The following is a 16662-nucleotide window of genomic DNA, read 5'->3' on the forward strand; positions in this document are numbered from 1 at the left end:
GGGATCTCCTTTCCGCCACGGTGGGCGAGATGGATGTTGTCAATGAAGACGCCCCGCATCGCAGTGAGCGAGCGGGGCATCGGTCAATTGCTTTTCAGTTCGCGCGTTCCGGCAGCGGCAGCTTCACCCACTCCTTGTAGAAGGCATCGATGTCGGGCTCGAAGTCGTGGATCACGGGATACCACGGCGTGGGTGCTTCGATGTCGTGCATCGTCCCGCACTGAGGGCAGTAGTACTCGCGATAGACCTGCCAGTTGGTGTCCGGCGCCATCAGCTTGGGATAGACCTCGGTCATCTCCTCCTCGGTCTGACGTACGTAGAGGTTGGCATGCAGCTTCCAGTTTTCGCGCCAGCCGCAGAACTCGTGGCCGCAATCGCACTTGGTGACCCATTTCTTGGTCTTGGCCGACTGGACGATGTGCAGGTGCGGGCCGAGCGGCAAGACAATGCGGTCATCCCAATCCAGCTTCTTCTGCAGCGCTTCGACGTACTTTTCGAAGCGGTCCGGATCCTTGGGCATCGAGAGCATGCGCAGCGTGGTGTCCCAGTCGAGCTTGCCGTCGACCAGGCCCTTGACTTGTTCGCGGGTGTAAGTAGTCATTTCAAATCTCCTTTAGGGTCTCATCGACCGCGTTCATTCTTCGACCAGCACGACGGTCTTCACGTCGGGCATCTTGGACAAGTCCATGCGGAACTTGGAGCCGTAGGTGGGCACGTCGAGTTCGTCCTCGGTCAGCACCCAGGACTCCGGCAGGTTCCAGAAGTCGCGGAACTGCTGCTCGAACTTCTTGGACAGACCGAAGCTGGTTGCGAACATGTGCTGTACCTGCGGCGAGGCGTTCTTGGTCAGGACGTGTTCGCGCTCGAGCTTCATCCATTCCTGCGTCGGGATCGAACGGGCCAGGCGTTGCCTGCGGATCTCGATGCGCTGCAGCGCGGTCTGTCTGGCGTCAACGGTCCACACGCCCTGGGCGTCCCGGGTCGCCACGGCACCGTAAACCTTCTGCGCATATTCCGGCAGCAGCAGGCTGTTGTTCAGGTCGCTGGCGATCGCGTCGGTCTCGCGGTCCAGCGGGTCGCCGAACCCGGGGCCGCCACGGAGGTAGTTCAGGTAAAGGTCGTAGTTCTCGTAGCAGTCCTCGGTGGTCATGCATTGCTGGTCGCGCTTGACCACCGCACCGGCATTCAGATGGTTCTCGTAGTCCGGCAGATCCGGGTTGGCGTCGCCGCCCAGCGGCAGGCTGTCGCCGATCGCGATGCGTTCCTTCAGACCGGTCTTGTGCGCTTCGAAGCGATAGCCGGTGGCCGCCGGATAGCCGCCCATCAGGCCCCAGTCGCTGTTCATGTAGCCGTTGCCCATGAAGAACATCGTCCAGTCCTGGGCCTTCCACACCATGCGCAAGGTCTCGAAGCCGCAGCCGCCACGGTACTTCCCATAGCCACCGGAGTTGGCCTTGGCGTTGCGGCCCAGGTACAGCAGCGGCTCGGCCATCTCCCAGATCTCCATGTCGCCCATGTCGCCTTCCGGGTTCCAGATCGCGGCCGCGTGGTTCAGGCCGTCCTTGATGGCGCCGGCACCGGTCCCGCAGGACGAGGCCTCGAAGCTGTTGACCGCGTGGATCTCGCCATCCTGGTTGATGCCGCCGCCCTGCAGCCAGTTGGAGGTGTTGGCGTTGCCGGCGTTGACCTCCTCCAGATAGCCGCGGCTGAAGTAGGCCTGGCCCAGGCCGCGCCACATCGTTGTCCATGCGGAGACCAGGAAGTGCCAGGCATAGGCGTGCCCGGTACGGCGGTCGTCCGGGTTCATCCACGTGCCCTTCGGCATATGGAACTCGGTGCCGTAGTACGCGCCGTCGTTGATGCGCTGCGTGGGCACGAGGGTCTGCGTCATCATCACCCAGATGCCACTGGTGAACGCCACGTGATGCGCGTTGTACGAGTGCCAGCCCCAGCGGCTCGCGCCTTCGAAATCGAGCCGCCACGAACCGTCGGCTCGAATCTCCATCTCCACCGGCGCATGCATGATGGAGTCGAGCTTGGCGAAGGCATTGGAGGTCTGCACGTCCTCGTGCTTGTAGGGCACGTCGACGAACGCAACCTTGCGGTATTTGCCCGGCAGCGTCATCGCCTTGATGCGGGTCAGCAAGCCGCGCCGGCCTTCCTCGATCACCTCGTAGGCGAACTTCTCGTAGGCCTCCAGCCCTTCGTCCTCGATCACTTCCTCGATCAGGTCGCGGATCATGTGGCAACCGGCGATGCGGGTGCGCTCGTCGAGGATCCAGTACTTCGGCGTGCGCACCGAGCGCTGGCTCTCGTGCAGCCAGTCGCGCAGCGGCGTGTCGTTCACGCCGGTCTTGCGGCAGGTGATCATGTAGCCGTCGCCGAAGCGCTGGGTCTGGCCGGTGGACATCGAGCCCGGCGTCACCGCGCCGGTGTCGATCACGTGGGTCACGCCCCCGACCCAGCCAATCAGCTTGCCGTGCGCGAAGATCGGCACGATGGTGGCGATGTCGCAGGGGTGAACGTTGCCGATCGCGCAGTCGTTGTTGGTGAACATGTCCCCGGGATGGATGCCGGGATTGCCCTCCCAGTCGTTCTCAATCATGTACTTGATCGCCGCGCCCATCGTTCCGACGTGGATGATGATCCCCGTCGAGGTGAGCACACAGTCGCCGGCCGCGTTGTAGAGCGTGAAGCACAGCTCGCCTTCCTGCTCGACGATCGGGCTGGCGGCGATCTTCTTGGCAGTCTCGCGCGCATGCACCAGGCCGCCACGCAGCTTGGAGAACATCTTCTCGTAGCGGATCGGGTCCTTCTCGCGCAATTCGAGGCGCTGCAGGCCGTTGTAGTGGCCGGTCTTGGTGGTGCGCTCGAGAATGCCGTCGCGGAATTCCTTCAAGGTCTGGCCGGTCTTGAGCAGGTCGGCGAAGCCGAGTTCTTTGCTGGACATCATGTTCATGGTGATCTCTCCTTACTTCATTTCCTTGAGGTGGAACAGGCGGTGCTTGTCGAGCGTGGTCGAAAAGCCCTTCGGCACGACGAAGGTCGTGGCATCCGATTCGACGATCGCGGGGCCGGTGATGGTGTTGCCCGGCTTGAGCGCTTCCATCTTCCACAGCACCGCGTCGTGCCAGACCTTGTGGCGGTACAGCGACCGGGTACCGATGCGCGCGGCCGAAGGCGGCGTCGGGCCGCCTTTCGGATCCTCGGGCAGCACCGGCTTCTGGGTGATGACCATGCCGCGCATGATCGCGCCGGTGACCGAGAAGCCGAGTTCGGGCGAGCGTGCCGAGCTGGCGTAGACGCGGCTGTAGGTCTCCTCGAAAGCGTCGACGATGCGATCCCAGTCCTGTGCGGTCGCCGCGCTGGTGACCGGCGAGCTGATCTCCAGGTCGTTGAGCTGACCCATGTACTGCATGCGGTAACCTGGACGAAGAATCACCTCTTCGGGCTTGAAGCCATTGATCCGGAATTCCTCGATCACCTTGGCGGCCAGGTCGGACCAGGCCGCCTGGATGGTCGTCGCGGCTCGCGCCTTCTCCCCGTCGGCCGCGTGCTGCGGGAGCGCGAGATCAACGCTCTTGTCGTAGCGGTACTCGAAGTCGGCGCAGGCGCAGCCGAAGGCCGAAAAGCCCGCTGCCCAGGCCGGCACGACGACATCCTTGAAACCGAGCCCTTCGGTGTAGCCGTAGGTGTGCACCGGCCCGGCGCCGCCGTAGGAGAAGCACACGAAGTCGATCGGGTTGTAGCCCTTGGCGCTGACATTGGAGCGCAGGTACTCGCGCAGCTGCACGTCCAGCAACTCGATCACGCCGGCCGCAGCATCCTCCACCGAAAGGCCGAGCGGGTCTGCGATCTGCGCCTTGATGTGCTGGCGCGCGCGCTCCACGTCAAGCTTGATCGCGCCACCGAGGAAGTTGTCGGGGTTGAGGTAGCCGAGAACGACGTGACAGTCCGAGACCGACACCGTGTCGAGCCCGCTTTCAGGCCAGCAGGTGCCCACCCGATAACCCGCGCTGTCGGGGCCCAGCTTGATGGCACCGCTGTACGGGTCCAGCCGCACGAAGCTGCCGGCACCCGCGCCCACCGAGTCCATCGCCACCAGCGGCAGCGACAGCACCAGCCTCGCCATGTCGGGGTCCGCCACGATCGCGAAGTTGCCTTTCGTGATCAGCGCCATGTCGAAGGAAGTGCCACCGATGTCCGAACAAGCGACGTTGTCGTAGCCGAGCGCCTCGCCCAGAAGCTTGGAGCCGATCACGCCGCCGATCGGCCCCGAGACGATCGTGCGCGCCAGCTCCTTGGCCTTCCAGCTGATCGTCCCGCCGTGGGTGGCCATCACGCGCAAGTCGAACTTCGCGCCGTGCTTCTTGAATCGGTCGCTGACCTTCTGGAGCGTCTGGCGCGAGGGCTCGGCCGCGTAGGCTTCGAGCACCGTGGTGTTCATGCGGTGGCTCTCCTTGCGCTGCGGGTAGTAGTCGACCGATGCGAACACCGGAATGTCCGCGCCGATCTTCTTCAGCTCATCGAGGCAGACGTCGCGGGCGCGCTGCTCGCTGCGACCGTTCTTGTGCGACTGCAGGAGGCAGATCACGATGGCCTTCGAGCCGGCGGCGACCAGCTCGCGCGTCGCCTGGCGTACCTCGTGCTCGCGCAGCGGGATCACCACCTCGCCCTGCACGTCGGTGCGCTCGGTCACGCCGCGCGTGCGCCGCAGCGGTACCAGCGGTTCGTCGTAGCGATGGGTGTTGAGATGGATGCGCTCCTCCAGCGCGTAGCCCAGATAGCTCTGGATCGCGCGTCCCATCGAATGCACATGCTCGAAACCCTTGTTGACCATCAGGCCGACGTCGAGTCCTTTGCGCTGCACGACGCGGTTGAGCATCGCCGTTCCCGAGTACACGCAGGTCAGCAGTTCGGGGTAGACCTCATCGACTTCGCGTTTCCAGTGCGCCAGCGCATCCTGCGAAGAATTGAAGATCGCGAGCGACTCGTCTTGCGGGTTGCTCTGTGCCTTGCCGACGACAAAGCGCCCGTCCTCGCGCACGAAGAAGGTGTCGGTCATCGTGCCCCCGGCATCGATGCCCATCACCTGTACCTGTGATTGCACTTCCATGTGTAAGTCTCCTGGTGACTATTGATTCGGGTTGCTGGGGTTGGCAACCCGCCCGAGCGATCGATTCGCCCGCCCATTCCTTTGCAGCGGCCGTGCCACGACCGTGCGGATACCGGCCGAGTCGCCCTAAGTCGTTGATTCCGTTGAGCGCGTTCGGGTTTACGCGGAGCTGACGGCGATCGAACTTGCAATGTGGGGAACGTTCGACTGCCGGACGGAACGACCGGAAATCGGTCGGTGTGCGGTCATGCTCAAGGCCGCCATGCGCGATGCCTGTCGCATCGGAGGACCCGAAAAGAATGAAGCGCTGTCGGGCCTCGGCCCGCAGCGCTTCATCGACGGAAATCGGACTTGTGATTCAGCAGGCGCTGGGGCGATCACTCCACGACAGCAAGCTGCACGGCGGGCACCGAGAACTCGCGTCCAACGCCCATCCGCGCATACAGGTAGTTGTTGCGGGCCCTGTCGCTGAGTGCGTCCATGTCGACGTGCCCCTCGGGGTCGCATGGGAACGCATAGCCGCGCCGCTCACGAAAGAGCGGGCGGAAGTGCAGTTCGTAGTGGGTGCCCGGGCGTGAAGCCAGTTGTGACGCATTCATGGTGTGCTCCTCTCTTAGGTCCTGAGGAGTGACGCGGTTCGAGCAAAGCACCTTTGCTTTGCAATGGACATGCGATTCGCGTCGCTCGCCTCTCTAGGCGCAACGACCATGCCAAAGCTTTGCCGGCCGGGGGAGGCCCTTCAAGTCATTGATTTCATTGCCTATTGATGGATATGCGCCGTTGTAACTGGCAGTGCTCCAGGCACTGGGGACGTCCGGTTTCCGGACGGGCCGCATTCTCATCGCAGAAGAATCGCACCAGAACTACATCTGTCACAAGCCGGGCAGCTGGGAAGCCATATTTTCGAATCCAGATTCCTGGAGTTGCTATGCAGGACAGCTCGCTTGCATTCAGGAAGCACTCGAGGATCCGGCGCAGCGCAAGCTGATCGTCGCATCCCAACGCTGATCTGGCGCAACCAGGTGCGTCGAACAATGCTCCGAGCAGCGGCCGTTCAGGTCCGGTTGGGCGGACTGACGATCGCCGATCTTCTCGGCCTCGAATGGGAACGGCGCGTGGTGAAGAAACTGCACTACGTCGCTTGGACTGAGGCGCGAGGCCGCGGATCAACCGCAGCAAGCCTCAGTCGAACGAGTGCGAGCTGTTGTTGCCGGTGTCATCGTCCACATGTCCGATGACAAGGCGAAAGACGGTGCCGCGGCCGAGTTCCGAACGCAGGCTCACTCGGGTGTTGAGCGCACGCGCGAGTCGCGAAACGATCGACAGCCCCAACCCGAAGCCTTCGGCGCTGACCGATGCGTTCTCCACCTTGTAGAACTCGAGAAAGACGTTGTCCAGCTCTTCCCCGGGAATCCCGACGCCCTGATCGCAGATGTCCACCACGAGGCCTGCAGAGCGGACGCGAGCGGACATGAGCACCTTTCGTCCGGGCGGGGTGTACTTGATTGCGTTGGAAACGAGATTGCCGATCATGCGTCGCATGCGCACCGGGTCGGTCCGCAGCTCGAAGTGCGCCGCACGCATCCGCAGCTCGATAGACTTTGCCGCCGCCATGGGCTCGTCTGGACTAGGAGGTCATGAAGGATCTCGGAGATGTCGATCGTCGAGATGCGCAGCTTCGTCTGGCCATTCTCCATTCTCGCCATGTCGAAGAGCGAATCGAACAGCCGGTTGATGGCCGCGGCCGCCTTGGCGATCTTGGGCACGATGGTGCGGTACTCCTCGGGCATTTCCACCAAGTGATCGGCATAGAGGGAGATCGCAAGCACCGGCTGGCGCAGGTCGTGCGCTGCAGTGGCAATGAATCGGTTCTTGACGGCAACCGCCGCTTCCGCCTCATGCCTCTTGTCGCCAAGCGTCTTGATCAGCTCATACTTGTGGAACTCCAGCTCGAATCCCCTCCTGGCATTCGCATGAATGCGCCCGGAAATGCGGAACAGGAGGAGCCAGTGGATGATGGGCAGCGTCAGGAACCAGGGTTCGTAGTAGCGATGGTCCGCAGAGGATGTGCCGAGCCGGTAGGCCACGCAGCCGAGCATCACCACAAACAGCGTGTTCACGTACTGCCGAAGGACTGGCGGGTGCAGCGCCAGGCGGTAGATGGGAAAGGTCACCGTGCCCGCAAGGATCATCCAGCAGACGAATTCCTGGCCGATCGGCATTCGGTCGAAGAACAGCAGCACCGATGTTCCCCATACCACCGCGGTCGCAACCCAAAGCGGGCCAATACGCCGGCTGAAGGCGCTTTGCGCCGCCTGCCTGTGCGCGGTTGAAAAGCGTTTGGAATTGCTTGTCGCAGCGATCAAGTGCATGGGCGCAACCAGTGCGGCGGCTGCGAGCCAGGCGAGCAAGGGAGCGAGCCGACTGTAACGCCACGAGATTGCCGCGAGGAGGAGCGTCGATCCCGCCGCAACCAACTGACGCTCCCGGTGTTCCGCCATGAAACTCTTCATGAGCTGAAGCTTCACGTAGGCCTCGCGCTCGGCGGACAAGGCCTCTTCGTCCGCGTCCCGCGCGCGAGGCGCGACAGCCTCCCACCATCCGGTGTCATGCTGGGTCGGCGTGGGCGTTTTCAAAGGTCCGCTGTCGGGCGCCGCGGGTCGGCCCATCAGAATCTGAGTGGGCTGACCTGGTTGAGAATCGCGCGCGCCACGCTGTGGGCCACCAGGCCGGAGGTCCTCGGGTTGTCGGGCGACGGCAGGTTGTGCGAGGTGAACTCAAGCTTGCCGAAGGCACCGTGGGCGACGAGGTGGTGAACGTTGCAGTCCACGGCTGGGTCGGCGATGAGGGTCACTTCGGTTCGATCGAGGCCAATGCCGGCCAGCGCGATCGTCGATGCGACGTTGGCATTCTTGGGGAAGCCGAGCGACGCCTCTCTCGCGCTGCCCTGGAATACCACCGTTGCAGCGCTGAGGTCTGCGAGAGGCCCGACCGAAGCCGCCGGTGTGCCGAGCCAGGCTGAGGGCGGCTTGCGGCCGGTGTAGCGGACGCTGTCCAAGCCACCGATCGCCGCGGCCGCCAACGCATCTATGGCGCCGACCGCACCGGTGATCAACTGCGCGAAGGTCCTGCCGGCCTTCGCTGCAGCCAGGATCTCGGCCAGCACCTGAGGCGCGGCAAGAGCGCCGACCGAGCAAATGAAGCATGGAATGCCGTGCCTCAGCGCCGGCACGACGTGCTGCGTCACGGCCGTGTCGCTCGCCATCTCGACCACCAGATCGGTAGCTTCGTAGGGCACGGCCCTGAACACGGGCACGCCGTTCCAGGTTTCGGCTTTCTCGCCTGCTTGATGAGCGCGTGTCGAGCGCACCACCGACTCGATCCGGACATCCGTATGGGAAGCCAACTGGCCGAGGACTTGCGTCGCAATGGCTCCTGTCCCGATCAAGCTCAATCGCATCGGCGGCCTTCCAGTCACGCGCCCACGATGAAGGGCTCGTCCGTCGCGAATCTGGACGAGAGCAGAAGGGGTGCGCCATGCTCCTGCACCAGGATCATGTCCTGGACATGCCAGTGGTCCTTGTGCGGCTCCAGTGCGAGCACCATGCCTGCTTCCAGAACGATGTCGGAGCCGCGCCGCAGGATCGGCTCCTGCTGGTGCCACCAGGCGCCCACGCCATGGCCTACCAGCAGCGACTTGTAGGCCCACTGGCGCCTGTCGAACGCATCCATCACGAACTGGTGCAGATCGCCCACTCTCGTGCCGGCGCGGCAACGGTCGATGGTGGCGCGGTAGATCTCCAGGTTGATGCGGTATTCCTCACGCTGCAGGGCGCTGGGCGGGCCCATGACCACGTTGCGCGACTGGTGGCCCGGATAGCCGCCGAGATAGGCCACGTAGTCGGTGCGGATCACGTCGCCGAGTGCAATGACCCGGTCGCTTTCGCCGGCGTAGGCGATGGTGTTCTTGTCGGAGTTCAGAATGCCATGCGCCCATTCGAAGCCTTTTGCCAGGGAGGTGGCGATCATGTCCGCATGGATCTTGCGTTCCGTGTCGCCGGGGCGGATCCGGCTGAAAACCTCCAGATAGACCTCGTCGAGCAGGTCCGCGGCTTGCTGGATCATCTGCACCTCGGCGGGCGTCTTGATCCATCGCACGCGGTTCATCAACTCGGTGCAGTCCACCATGTCGAGGTCCTGCAGCCGGTGCTGCACGTACTCCCAATCGCGGGCACTCACATAGTCTTTCTCGAAGCCGACGCGTGCGTGCGCCAGGCCAACCTTGTGCATCACGTCGGCGAGCTTGGCATAAGGCGATTCGACATAGCCCTCGTACAGCGCGATACGCTCGACCCACGCATCGCGCTGAGCCAGGCCGGCTGCGGTTTTGTTCGCGATGATGACCGGCTCGCCATGACGGGGCCAAAGCAGCATCACCGCGCGTGCGGAGTCCGCGAGATCCTGGTGGCGCGCCAGGGTGCCGGGGTAGACGACGCCCGACAAGTAGGTGAAGTTCTGACCGGAGCGCAGAACCACGGCGTCGAGCCCGGCTTCATCCATCAGCGTGTGCAGCCGGTCGACGTTGGCGATGCTCTTGCGGCGGGGAATCATGAAAAATCTCTCCTGTCTTGTTGCGGGAACTCGACGCGGCGGGCTGCCCGCGTCAAAACTTTCGGATTTCTTCCGGCGCCAGCGACTGGGCGACGATGGTGCGCATCACTTCGACGACGGCCGCATTGGCCGCCGGCGGAATGCCGTCGCACCAGGGCCGCAGCTGGCCGCTGCCGCCGTCGATCAAACCCAAGCCGACACCCACATGCGCCAACGCGAACTCTTCTTCGGCCGTGTGACACAGCGAGAGGTCCCGGCGCAGCAGCGCCAGGCCGGCTGTCACGGCGTTGGCGCCCATGTTGGAACTGTTGGCCACGAGCAGCACGTCGGTCTTGACGGCCGAGTACACGCCGCCGCCGCACGGCGTGACGTCCTTGAAGGCGAATTGCGGCGAGGCTTCCGAGAGCCGCGCATGAATGTTGCCGAAGCCGATCTCGTTGCCGCCGTCTCCGATGCCGAGGGTGCGCTTGCCCATGGCGCGCGCCGTGTGGAACAGGCGATCCAGGTTGGCGCGAAAAGCCGCGCGCGAGACGCCGGTCGCGCCGTAGATGATGCCGTTGACGTTGCCGCCGAGCCGCTCGATGGCGCACAGGATGTCGCTCTCCGCGGCCAGCCGTTCCTGCATCGCGAGACTCTCCAATCCGATCTCCAGCACCTCGACATCGAGTCGGGTGGCCCTCAGCAGTCCGCGAAACGGCTCGGCCGCCACCGGGTCGGTCAGCACGCGCACCGAATGCCCCAGGGCAACGAGCGCGCGGGCCAGCACCACCGTGCCGATCGGGCCGTCGTTCTCGCCCACCGGCATGTGGCCGGGCACCGCCGCGCCGCTCACCAGCAGCACCCGAGCGGGCGGTCGATCGAACTCGCGCGCCGCCGCATGCACCAGTGGCATGCCCGCGGCCTCGCGGGCCATCAGGTACATCGCCCACTTGGCACCGCGCGGCAGGCCTCGGCTGCGCATCTCCACATTCATCAGGCGGTCGATGTTCTCGCAGGCAATGGCGTCCACCGTCGACGCCCCGTGCATCTCCGCTTCAGTCAACTTTCGCTCCGGACTGCTGGATCACCTTGCGCCACTTGGGAACTTCGCGCTTCACGAGCGCCGAGAAGTCGGCCGAGGAGGACCAGTTGACGTCGATGCCGGCGGTCTTGAACTTCTCCTGCACCTCCTTGGACGCAAGGACGCGTTGGACCTCGCGATTGAGGCGCTCCACGATGGCGGGCGGCGTGCCCTTGGGCGCGAAGAGGCCGTACCACGTCACGAGTTCGTAGCCGGGCACGGCCTCGGCGATGGCCGGAACATCGGGCAGGCCGGCATTGCGCGCCGCGCTGCTGATCCCCAGGACCCGCAGCTTTCCCGAGCGCAGTTGCGGCAACGCGGAAGGCATGGTGTCGAACATCATGTCCACATGGCCGGCCAGCACGTCGGCCATGGCCGGACCGGCGCCCTTGTACGGAACGTGGAGCAGGTTCGCGCCCGACATCGTCTTGAACAACTCGCCGCCCAGATGCTGGGCCGAACCCGGTCCGGCAGACGCATAGCTCAGGCCTGCGCCGGCCGGCTTCGTCTTTGCCAGCGCGATGAGCTCGGCCACGTTCTTCACCTGCATCGAGGGGCTGACCATCAGGAGCAGCGGGGTCGACGCCACCGGCGACACGGGCGCGAAGTCGGCGATGGGGTCGTAGCCCAGCTTGCTGTAGAGGCTGGGGTTGACCGCGTGGGTGGCACTGCTGCCCAGCACCAGCGTGTAGCCGTCGGGTGCCGCGCGCGCCGCCTGTTCGGTGCCCAGGCTTCCGCCGGCGCCGCCCTTGTTGTCGACCACGACGGCTTGCCCGAGCAGCTCCGCGAGCTTGTCGCCGACGATGCGCGCCACCGCGTCCGTTCCGCCTCCCGGCGGGAAGGGCGTGATCAGCCGGATCGGCTTGTCGGGGTAGTCAGCCGCCTGCGCAGGCGCGAGCGCCAGGGCCAGGGGGCCGGCGAGCCCGAGGGCAGAAACTGCGGCAATAAGTTTTCTCATGGTTCATCCCAAATGCATCTGTAGGGGCCAGGAAAAAAGAAGAGCGCTTCCATCCTGAATGGATCCCAGTCTCTGGGAACTCATGCGCGCGTCAAAGCGCATAATTCCTATGAGGCAATAGAAAAAGCTGATGGCTTGTCATGACGCAGGAAACGCGACAGTTCGCCTACGGGCATCTCAAGCTCAGGCATCTGCACCTGCTGGGCTTGCTGGAGACCGAAGGGTCCATCACGCGTGCCGCCGAAGCCCTGAACCTGACGCAGCCCGCCGTGAGCGCGATGCTGAGAGAACTCGAGTCCATCTTCGATCTCCAGATGGTCCAGCGCAGCCCGCGCGGCGTGAGCCTGACGCCGGGCGCCCGAGCGGCCCTGCGCCGCTTTTCCATTGCGCTGGCCGAGGTCGACTCGGCACGCGACGAGGCACTGTTCGCGGAGCAGCACGCGCGGCAGCGCCTGCGCGTCGGCGCGCTGACGATCGCGATGGTCGAGCTCATTCCCAGCGCGATGCGCAGCTTCCTCGCGTCGGCTGGCCATGTGCGCGTCGAAATCTCCGAGGGAACTGTCGACGGGCTGACGGACCAGCTGATGCGCGGTGAACTCGATTGCGTCGTCGGCCGGATCGGCTCGGCGTGGGCCCGATCGGCGGGAAGATCGCAGCTCGCGCAGACCAAGCTGTTCGACGAGCCCAGGTGCCTGGTGTGTCGCGTCGGCCATCCTCTCGCCGTGCAGCGCTCGGTGGGTCTGCGCACGCTTGGCGAACAGCAATGGATCCTGCCGCCGCTGCCGTCGTCGTCGCGCCTGCTGTTCGACGAACTGTTTCTCATGCGCGGGCTGACGCCTCCTCTGCCTACCGTCGAATCCGTGTCCGTTCACTCCAACATGGACATGGTGGCCACCACCGACCTGCTCGCCGTGGCGCCGCTGGCGGTGGTACGGCGGCACGTGGCTTCGGGTCACCTGCACAAGCTGCCGGTCTCGGTAGACCTCACCGGCATGTCGATCTCGGTCATCTGGCGCCGTACAGGCGAAAGCGATGCGCTGGTGACGCGCTTTCGCGACGCACTCGTGCTCGCGAGCGCGGGGCGCGCGCGCAAGAAGTAGGGTCGATAGGGCTGCTGCTTCAACCCCTAGGCCAATCCGTCCAGCGGTTTGTCCATGGTGAGAGGATAGTTGCGGACCCGCACGCCGGTCGCGTTGTAGACCGCATTCGCAACCGCTGCGCCAACGCCGCAGATGCCGAGTTCGCCCACTCCCTTAGCCTTCATCGGCGACGACTTGTCATCCAGTTCCTCGAGGAAGATCACATCCATGTCGGGAATGTCGGCGTGGACCGGGACGTGGTATTCGGCGAGATCGTGATTGACGAAGTAGCCGTAGCGGGTGTCGACCACGCACTCTTCTATCAGCGCCGCGCCGATGCCCATGGTCATCCCGCCGAGGCATTGATTGCGCGCCAACTTGGGATTGAGAATGCGGCCCGCGGCGGCGACGCTCAGCAGCCGGCGGATCCGCGTCTCGCCGGTGAACCGGTCGACGGCCACCTCGCAGAAATGCGCACCGAAGCCCGCCTGCGCGTATCGCTTTTCCAGATCGCCGAAGACGATCGTGCCGTCGGCGCTGATCCCGACCGGACCCGCCACCTGCGCGAGCGACATCGACCGGCCGCCGGCATGAACCTGCCCATCGCGATAGCTTAAGGTCGGCGCCGGTCAATCCCGCCCTCTGCGCGATCTGCCGGCGAAGTTGCTCGCATGCGGCGAAGACACCGGCCGTGGCGCTGTTGGCTCCCCAGGAGCCGCCCGAACCGGCCGAGGCAGGGAAGCGGCTGTCTCCCAGGCGGACCTCGACCTTGTCGATCGAGAGGCCGAGCATCTCGGCCGCGGTCTGGGCGATGATGGTGTAGCTGCCGGTGCCGATGTCGGTCATCTGCGTCTCGACCAGGACGCTGCCATCGGGGCGCAGTGTTACGCGTGCGCCCGAATCCTGCACCAGGTTGTTGCGGATGGCAGAGGCGACCCCCATGCCGATCAGCCAATTGCCCTCGCGGACCTGGCCGGGCTTGGGATTGCGCTTCGACCAGCCGAATTCTTCCGCTCCACGACGCAGGCACTCGACGAGCTTGCGCGTCGAAAAGGGCCGGTTCGGTCCCTTCTCGGGATCGAACTGCACGTCATTGATGATGCGCAGTTCAACCGGATCCTTGTTCAGCTTCTCGGCGAGCTCGTCCATCGCGGCTTCGAGCGCGAGCAGCCCCACCGCCTCGCCGGGCGCGCGCATCGCGTGGCCCACCGGCAAGTCCATCTCGGCGAGCCGATGCGAGGTCATGCGGTCCTTGCCGGCATAGAGCAGCCGTGTCTGCTGGGCCGCGTTCTCGATATTCCGGCCGGCCTGGTTGCCGGACCAGACCTCGTGACCGATGGCCAGGATGCGCCCCTGGGGATCGGTGCCGATCCGCAGACGCTGGATCGTCGCCGGCCGATGAGCGGTGTTGTTCATGATCTGCGGCCGCGCGAGCCCCAGCTTGACCGGCCGTCCGACGGCTCGCGCGCCCAGCGCCGCGAGCACCGCGTCCGACTGGATCCACAGCTTGCCCCCGAAGCCGTCGCCGACAAAGGCAGAGACCACGCGCACGTTGTCCTTCGGGATCATCAGGGTTCCTGCAAGGTCACGAATCGCCCAATGGACCATCTGGTTCGAGGTCCACACGGTCAGGCGATTCCCCTCCCAGCGGGCGATGGTGGCATGGGGCTCCATCATCATGTGGCTCTGGTCGGGCGTGGTGTAGCTCACGTCCAGCTGCGCGGGAGCGGCCGCGAAGCCCCGCGCAAAATCGCCCGCGGCGCTGTCGGGCTCCTGTGTGACCGGCGGCTTGACCGCATGGGGCTTTTCCCGCGCGAGGTCGAAGCGCCCTTTCCTGGACACGTACGAGACGCGAACCAGCTTGGCGGCATGACGCGCCTGCTCGAAGGTCGCCGCGACGACCAGCGCCACGGCTTCGTCGTAATGGTGCACCTGCGGCCCGACGAGCTGCGGGGCCAGCTCATCCTTGCGCGGGCCCTGCCTGGGTGCATTGCGATGCGTCATGACATGCAGCACGCCCGAGGCCGCCTCGGCATCGCGGGTGTCGATGCGCGCGATGCGGCCGGCCGCGATGCCGGCGCCGACGACGAAGCCGTAGGCCGTGTTCGCCATGCCCTCGCGGTAGTCCTGCGCATAGGGCGCCTGGCCAGAGACCTTGCGTGGCCCGTCGATTCTGTCGAGCGGCTTTCCGACGACGGTTTGTTGATCGATCGGGTTGAGGCCGGCAGGCCGGTCGAAGTGGTAGTCGGTCATGAGCGCGCCTCCTGCAGCACCGCAGCGAGCGTGCGCTGGGTCAGCTTCAGCTTGTAGGCGTTCTGAGAGCTCGGGCGAGCGCCGGCGAGCACCGCCTCGGCAATGGCCTCCGGGCTGGTCTCGCGCTCGGCCGCCTCGACGCGCCACGGTCGGTGGGCCAGGCCCCCGAATGCGAAACGCTGGACGCCGTCGGCCACGACGACGGCGACGGAGACATTCGCGAAGGCATACGAGCTGCGGTCCCGCACCTTCCGGTACAGATGCGTGCCGCCGAGCGGCTTGGGCAGCACCACGGAGGTGATGAACTCGGCTGGCCGAAGATTGGCTTCGACGTGCGGTGTGTCGCCCGGCAGCCGGTGCAGTTCGGCGATCGGAATGAAGCGGGTGGTGCCTTGGGGGTCGACCGTCTCGACCGCCGCATCGAGGACACGCAAGGCAACCGCCATGTCGGAAGGATGGGTGGCGATGCAGGCGTCGCTCACGCCCATGATCGCGAGATTGCGGCTGAATCCGCCTATGGCCGCGCAGCCAGCGCCAGGCGTGCGCTTGTTGCAGGGCTTGGTGGTGTCATAGAAGTACGGGCAGCGTGTGCGCTGAAGCAGGTTGCCGCCGGTCGTCGCTTTGTTCCGGAGCTGCCCGCTTGCGCCTGCGAGCAGGGCGCGCGAAAGCACGCCGTAGTCACGCCGCACACGCTGGTCGGCGGCGAGGTCGGTGTTGCGAACGGCAGCGCCGATCCGGAGTCCTCCTTCCGACGTCGGCTCGATGCGATTGAGACCGAGGCGATTCACGTCGATGAGGTGCGCCGGCGTCTCGATCTGCAGCTTCATGAGGTCGAGCAGATTGGTGCCGCCGGCGATGAACTTCGCGCCAGGCGCGCGGGCCGCAGCGGCGGCGGCTTCGGCGGCCGTTGCCGCTCGTTCGTAGGTGAAGGGTCTCATCGCGCTCCCTCCTCATGAACTTCCCGTATCGCAGCGACGATGTTGGGGTAGGCGGAGCAGCGGCAGATGTTGCCGCTCATTCTTTCGCGCACCTCCTCGTCGGAGTAGCCGACCTCCAGCAAGTCGCGCGTCACATGGCTCGGTATGCCATCGCGAATTTCGCGCAGTACGGCGACGGACTAGCAGATCTGGCCCGGCGTGCAGAAGCCGCATTGGAAGCCGTCATGCTTGACGAAGGACGCCTGCATGGGTGCAGACGCTCGGGCGAGCCCAGGCCCTCGATCGTCGTGATCGTCTCGCCATCGTGCATCACGGCGAGGCTGAGGCAGCTGTTGATGCGCCGCCCGTTGACGATCACGGTGCAGGCGCCGCACTGGCCGTGATCGCATCCCTTCTTGCTGCCGGTGAGTTGCAGATGCTCGCGCACCGCGTCGAGCAGCGTCACCCTCGGGTCCAGCTCGAGCTGGTGCGTCGTGCCGTTGGCGACCAGTTGGATCGGCACGGCCGATGGCATGCCCTGTGAAGACGGCAGCGCGGCTTCGTTGAGGGGCGCGGAGGAAGATGGACCGACCACTGCCCGTGATGGCGCCGGCGACCAGAAGGTCCCGTCGGGTGACGGAGAAAAAGGATTCGTTGTGTTCGCTCAA

12 protein-coding genes and 2 pseudogenes are annotated in these 16662 nt (G+C 65.1%); 1 reads left to right on the top strand and 13 read right to left on the bottom strand.

Annotation, left to right across the window (positions count from 1 at the left end):
* Positions 1-94 precede the first annotated feature (94 nt).
* The 10 genes from ACSQ9I_RS38100 to ACSQ9I_RS38145 form a co-directional block, all read right to left on the bottom strand.
* The gene (locus tag ACSQ9I_RS38100) at positions 95-601 is read right to left on the bottom strand and encodes an acetone carboxylase subunit gamma (RefSeq protein ID WP_436297191.1); all 507 of its coding nucleotides are present in this window, start codon (positions 599-601) and stop codon (positions 95-97) included.
* A gap of 33 nt (positions 602-634) precedes the next feature.
* Positions 635-2959, bottom strand: a complete 2325-nt coding sequence (locus ACSQ9I_RS38105; RefSeq protein ID WP_436297190.1) for a hydantoinase B/oxoprolinase family protein — start codon at positions 2957-2959, stop codon at positions 635-637.
* 12 nt (positions 2960-2971) lie between these two features.
* Positions 2972-5116, bottom strand: a complete 2145-nt coding sequence (locus ACSQ9I_RS38110) for a hydantoinase/oxoprolinase family protein (protein ID WP_436317067.1) — start codon at positions 5114-5116, stop codon at positions 2972-2974.
* Positions 5117-5493: 377 nt separating this feature from the next.
* Positions 5494-5715, bottom strand: coding sequence for a hypothetical protein (locus ACSQ9I_RS38115; RefSeq protein WP_436297188.1), 222 nt, complete (start codon positions 5713-5715; stop codon positions 5494-5496).
* 583 nt (positions 5716-6298) lie between these two features.
* On the bottom strand, positions 6299-6649 hold the full coding sequence (locus ACSQ9I_RS38120; RefSeq protein WP_436297187.1) for a sensor histidine kinase: 351 nt from the start codon (positions 6647-6649) through the stop codon (positions 6299-6301).
* Positions 6646-7668 carry a sensor histidine kinase gene (locus ACSQ9I_RS38125; protein WP_436317068.1) on the bottom strand — a complete coding sequence of 341 codons (1023 nt, stop codon included), beginning with the start codon at positions 7666-7668 and terminating at the stop codon, positions 6646-6648. Before ACSQ9I_RS38125 ends, ACSQ9I_RS38120 begins: the two co-directional genes overlap by 4 nt.
* Positions 7669-7784: 116 nt before the next feature.
* Positions 7785-8576 (bottom strand): aspartate dehydrogenase, encoded by a 792-nt coding sequence (locus tag ACSQ9I_RS38130; protein ID WP_436317069.1) that lies wholly within the window; start codon positions 8574-8576, stop codon positions 7785-7787.
* 14 nt (positions 8577-8590) lie between these two features.
* Positions 8591-9727, bottom strand: a complete 1137-nt coding sequence (locus tag ACSQ9I_RS38135) for a M24 family metallopeptidase (RefSeq protein WP_436297183.1) — start codon at positions 9725-9727, stop codon at positions 8591-8593.
* Positions 9728-9779: 52 nt separating this feature from the next.
* Positions 9780-10769 carry a glutamate cyclase domain-containing protein gene (locus tag ACSQ9I_RS38140; protein WP_436297182.1) on the bottom strand — a complete coding sequence of 330 codons (990 nt, stop codon included), beginning with the start codon at positions 10767-10769 and terminating at the stop codon, positions 9780-9782.
* A complete protein-coding gene (locus ACSQ9I_RS38145; RefSeq protein ID WP_436297181.1) occupies positions 10762-11745 on the bottom strand; it encodes a Bug family tripartite tricarboxylate transporter substrate binding protein in 984 nt (327 codons plus the stop codon). The genes ACSQ9I_RS38140 and ACSQ9I_RS38145 overlap by 8 nt, the downstream gene beginning before the upstream one ends.
* Before the next feature lie 140 nt (positions 11746-11885).
* On the opposite strand from ACSQ9I_RS38145, the gene ACSQ9I_RS38150 reads away from it, so the two are divergent.
* Entirely contained in the window at positions 11886-12845 is a 960-nt protein-coding gene (locus ACSQ9I_RS38150; protein WP_436297180.1) for a LysR substrate-binding domain-containing protein, read from the top strand.
* 26 nt (positions 12846-12871) lie between these two features.
* On the opposite strand, the pseudogene ACSQ9I_RS38155 reads toward ACSQ9I_RS38150, so the two are convergent.
* The 3 genes and pseudogenes from ACSQ9I_RS38155 to ACSQ9I_RS38165 all read right to left on the bottom strand — a co-directional run bounded on the left by ACSQ9I_RS38155 (position 12872) and on the right by ACSQ9I_RS38165 (position 16614).
* A pseudogene (locus ACSQ9I_RS38155) lies at positions 12872-15077 on the bottom strand (molybdopterin cofactor-binding domain-containing protein).
* Positions 15074-16015 carry an FAD binding domain-containing protein gene (locus tag ACSQ9I_RS38160; protein ID WP_436297179.1) on the bottom strand — a complete coding sequence of 314 codons (942 nt, stop codon included), beginning with the start codon at positions 16013-16015 and terminating at the stop codon, positions 15074-15076. The pseudogene ACSQ9I_RS38155 and the gene ACSQ9I_RS38160 overlap by 4 nt, the downstream one beginning before the upstream one ends.
* Positions 16012-16614 (bottom strand): annotated as a pseudogene (locus tag ACSQ9I_RS38165) (2Fe-2S iron-sulfur cluster-binding protein). Before ACSQ9I_RS38165 ends, ACSQ9I_RS38160 begins: the two are co-directional and overlap by 4 nt.
* Between the last annotated feature and the right edge of the window lie 48 nt (positions 16615-16662).

Origin of the sequence: Variovorax sp. LjRoot84 (assembly GCF_964254305.1) — a bacterium.
Lineage (GTDB): Bacteria > Pseudomonadota > Gammaproteobacteria > Burkholderiales > Burkholderiaceae_C > Variovorax.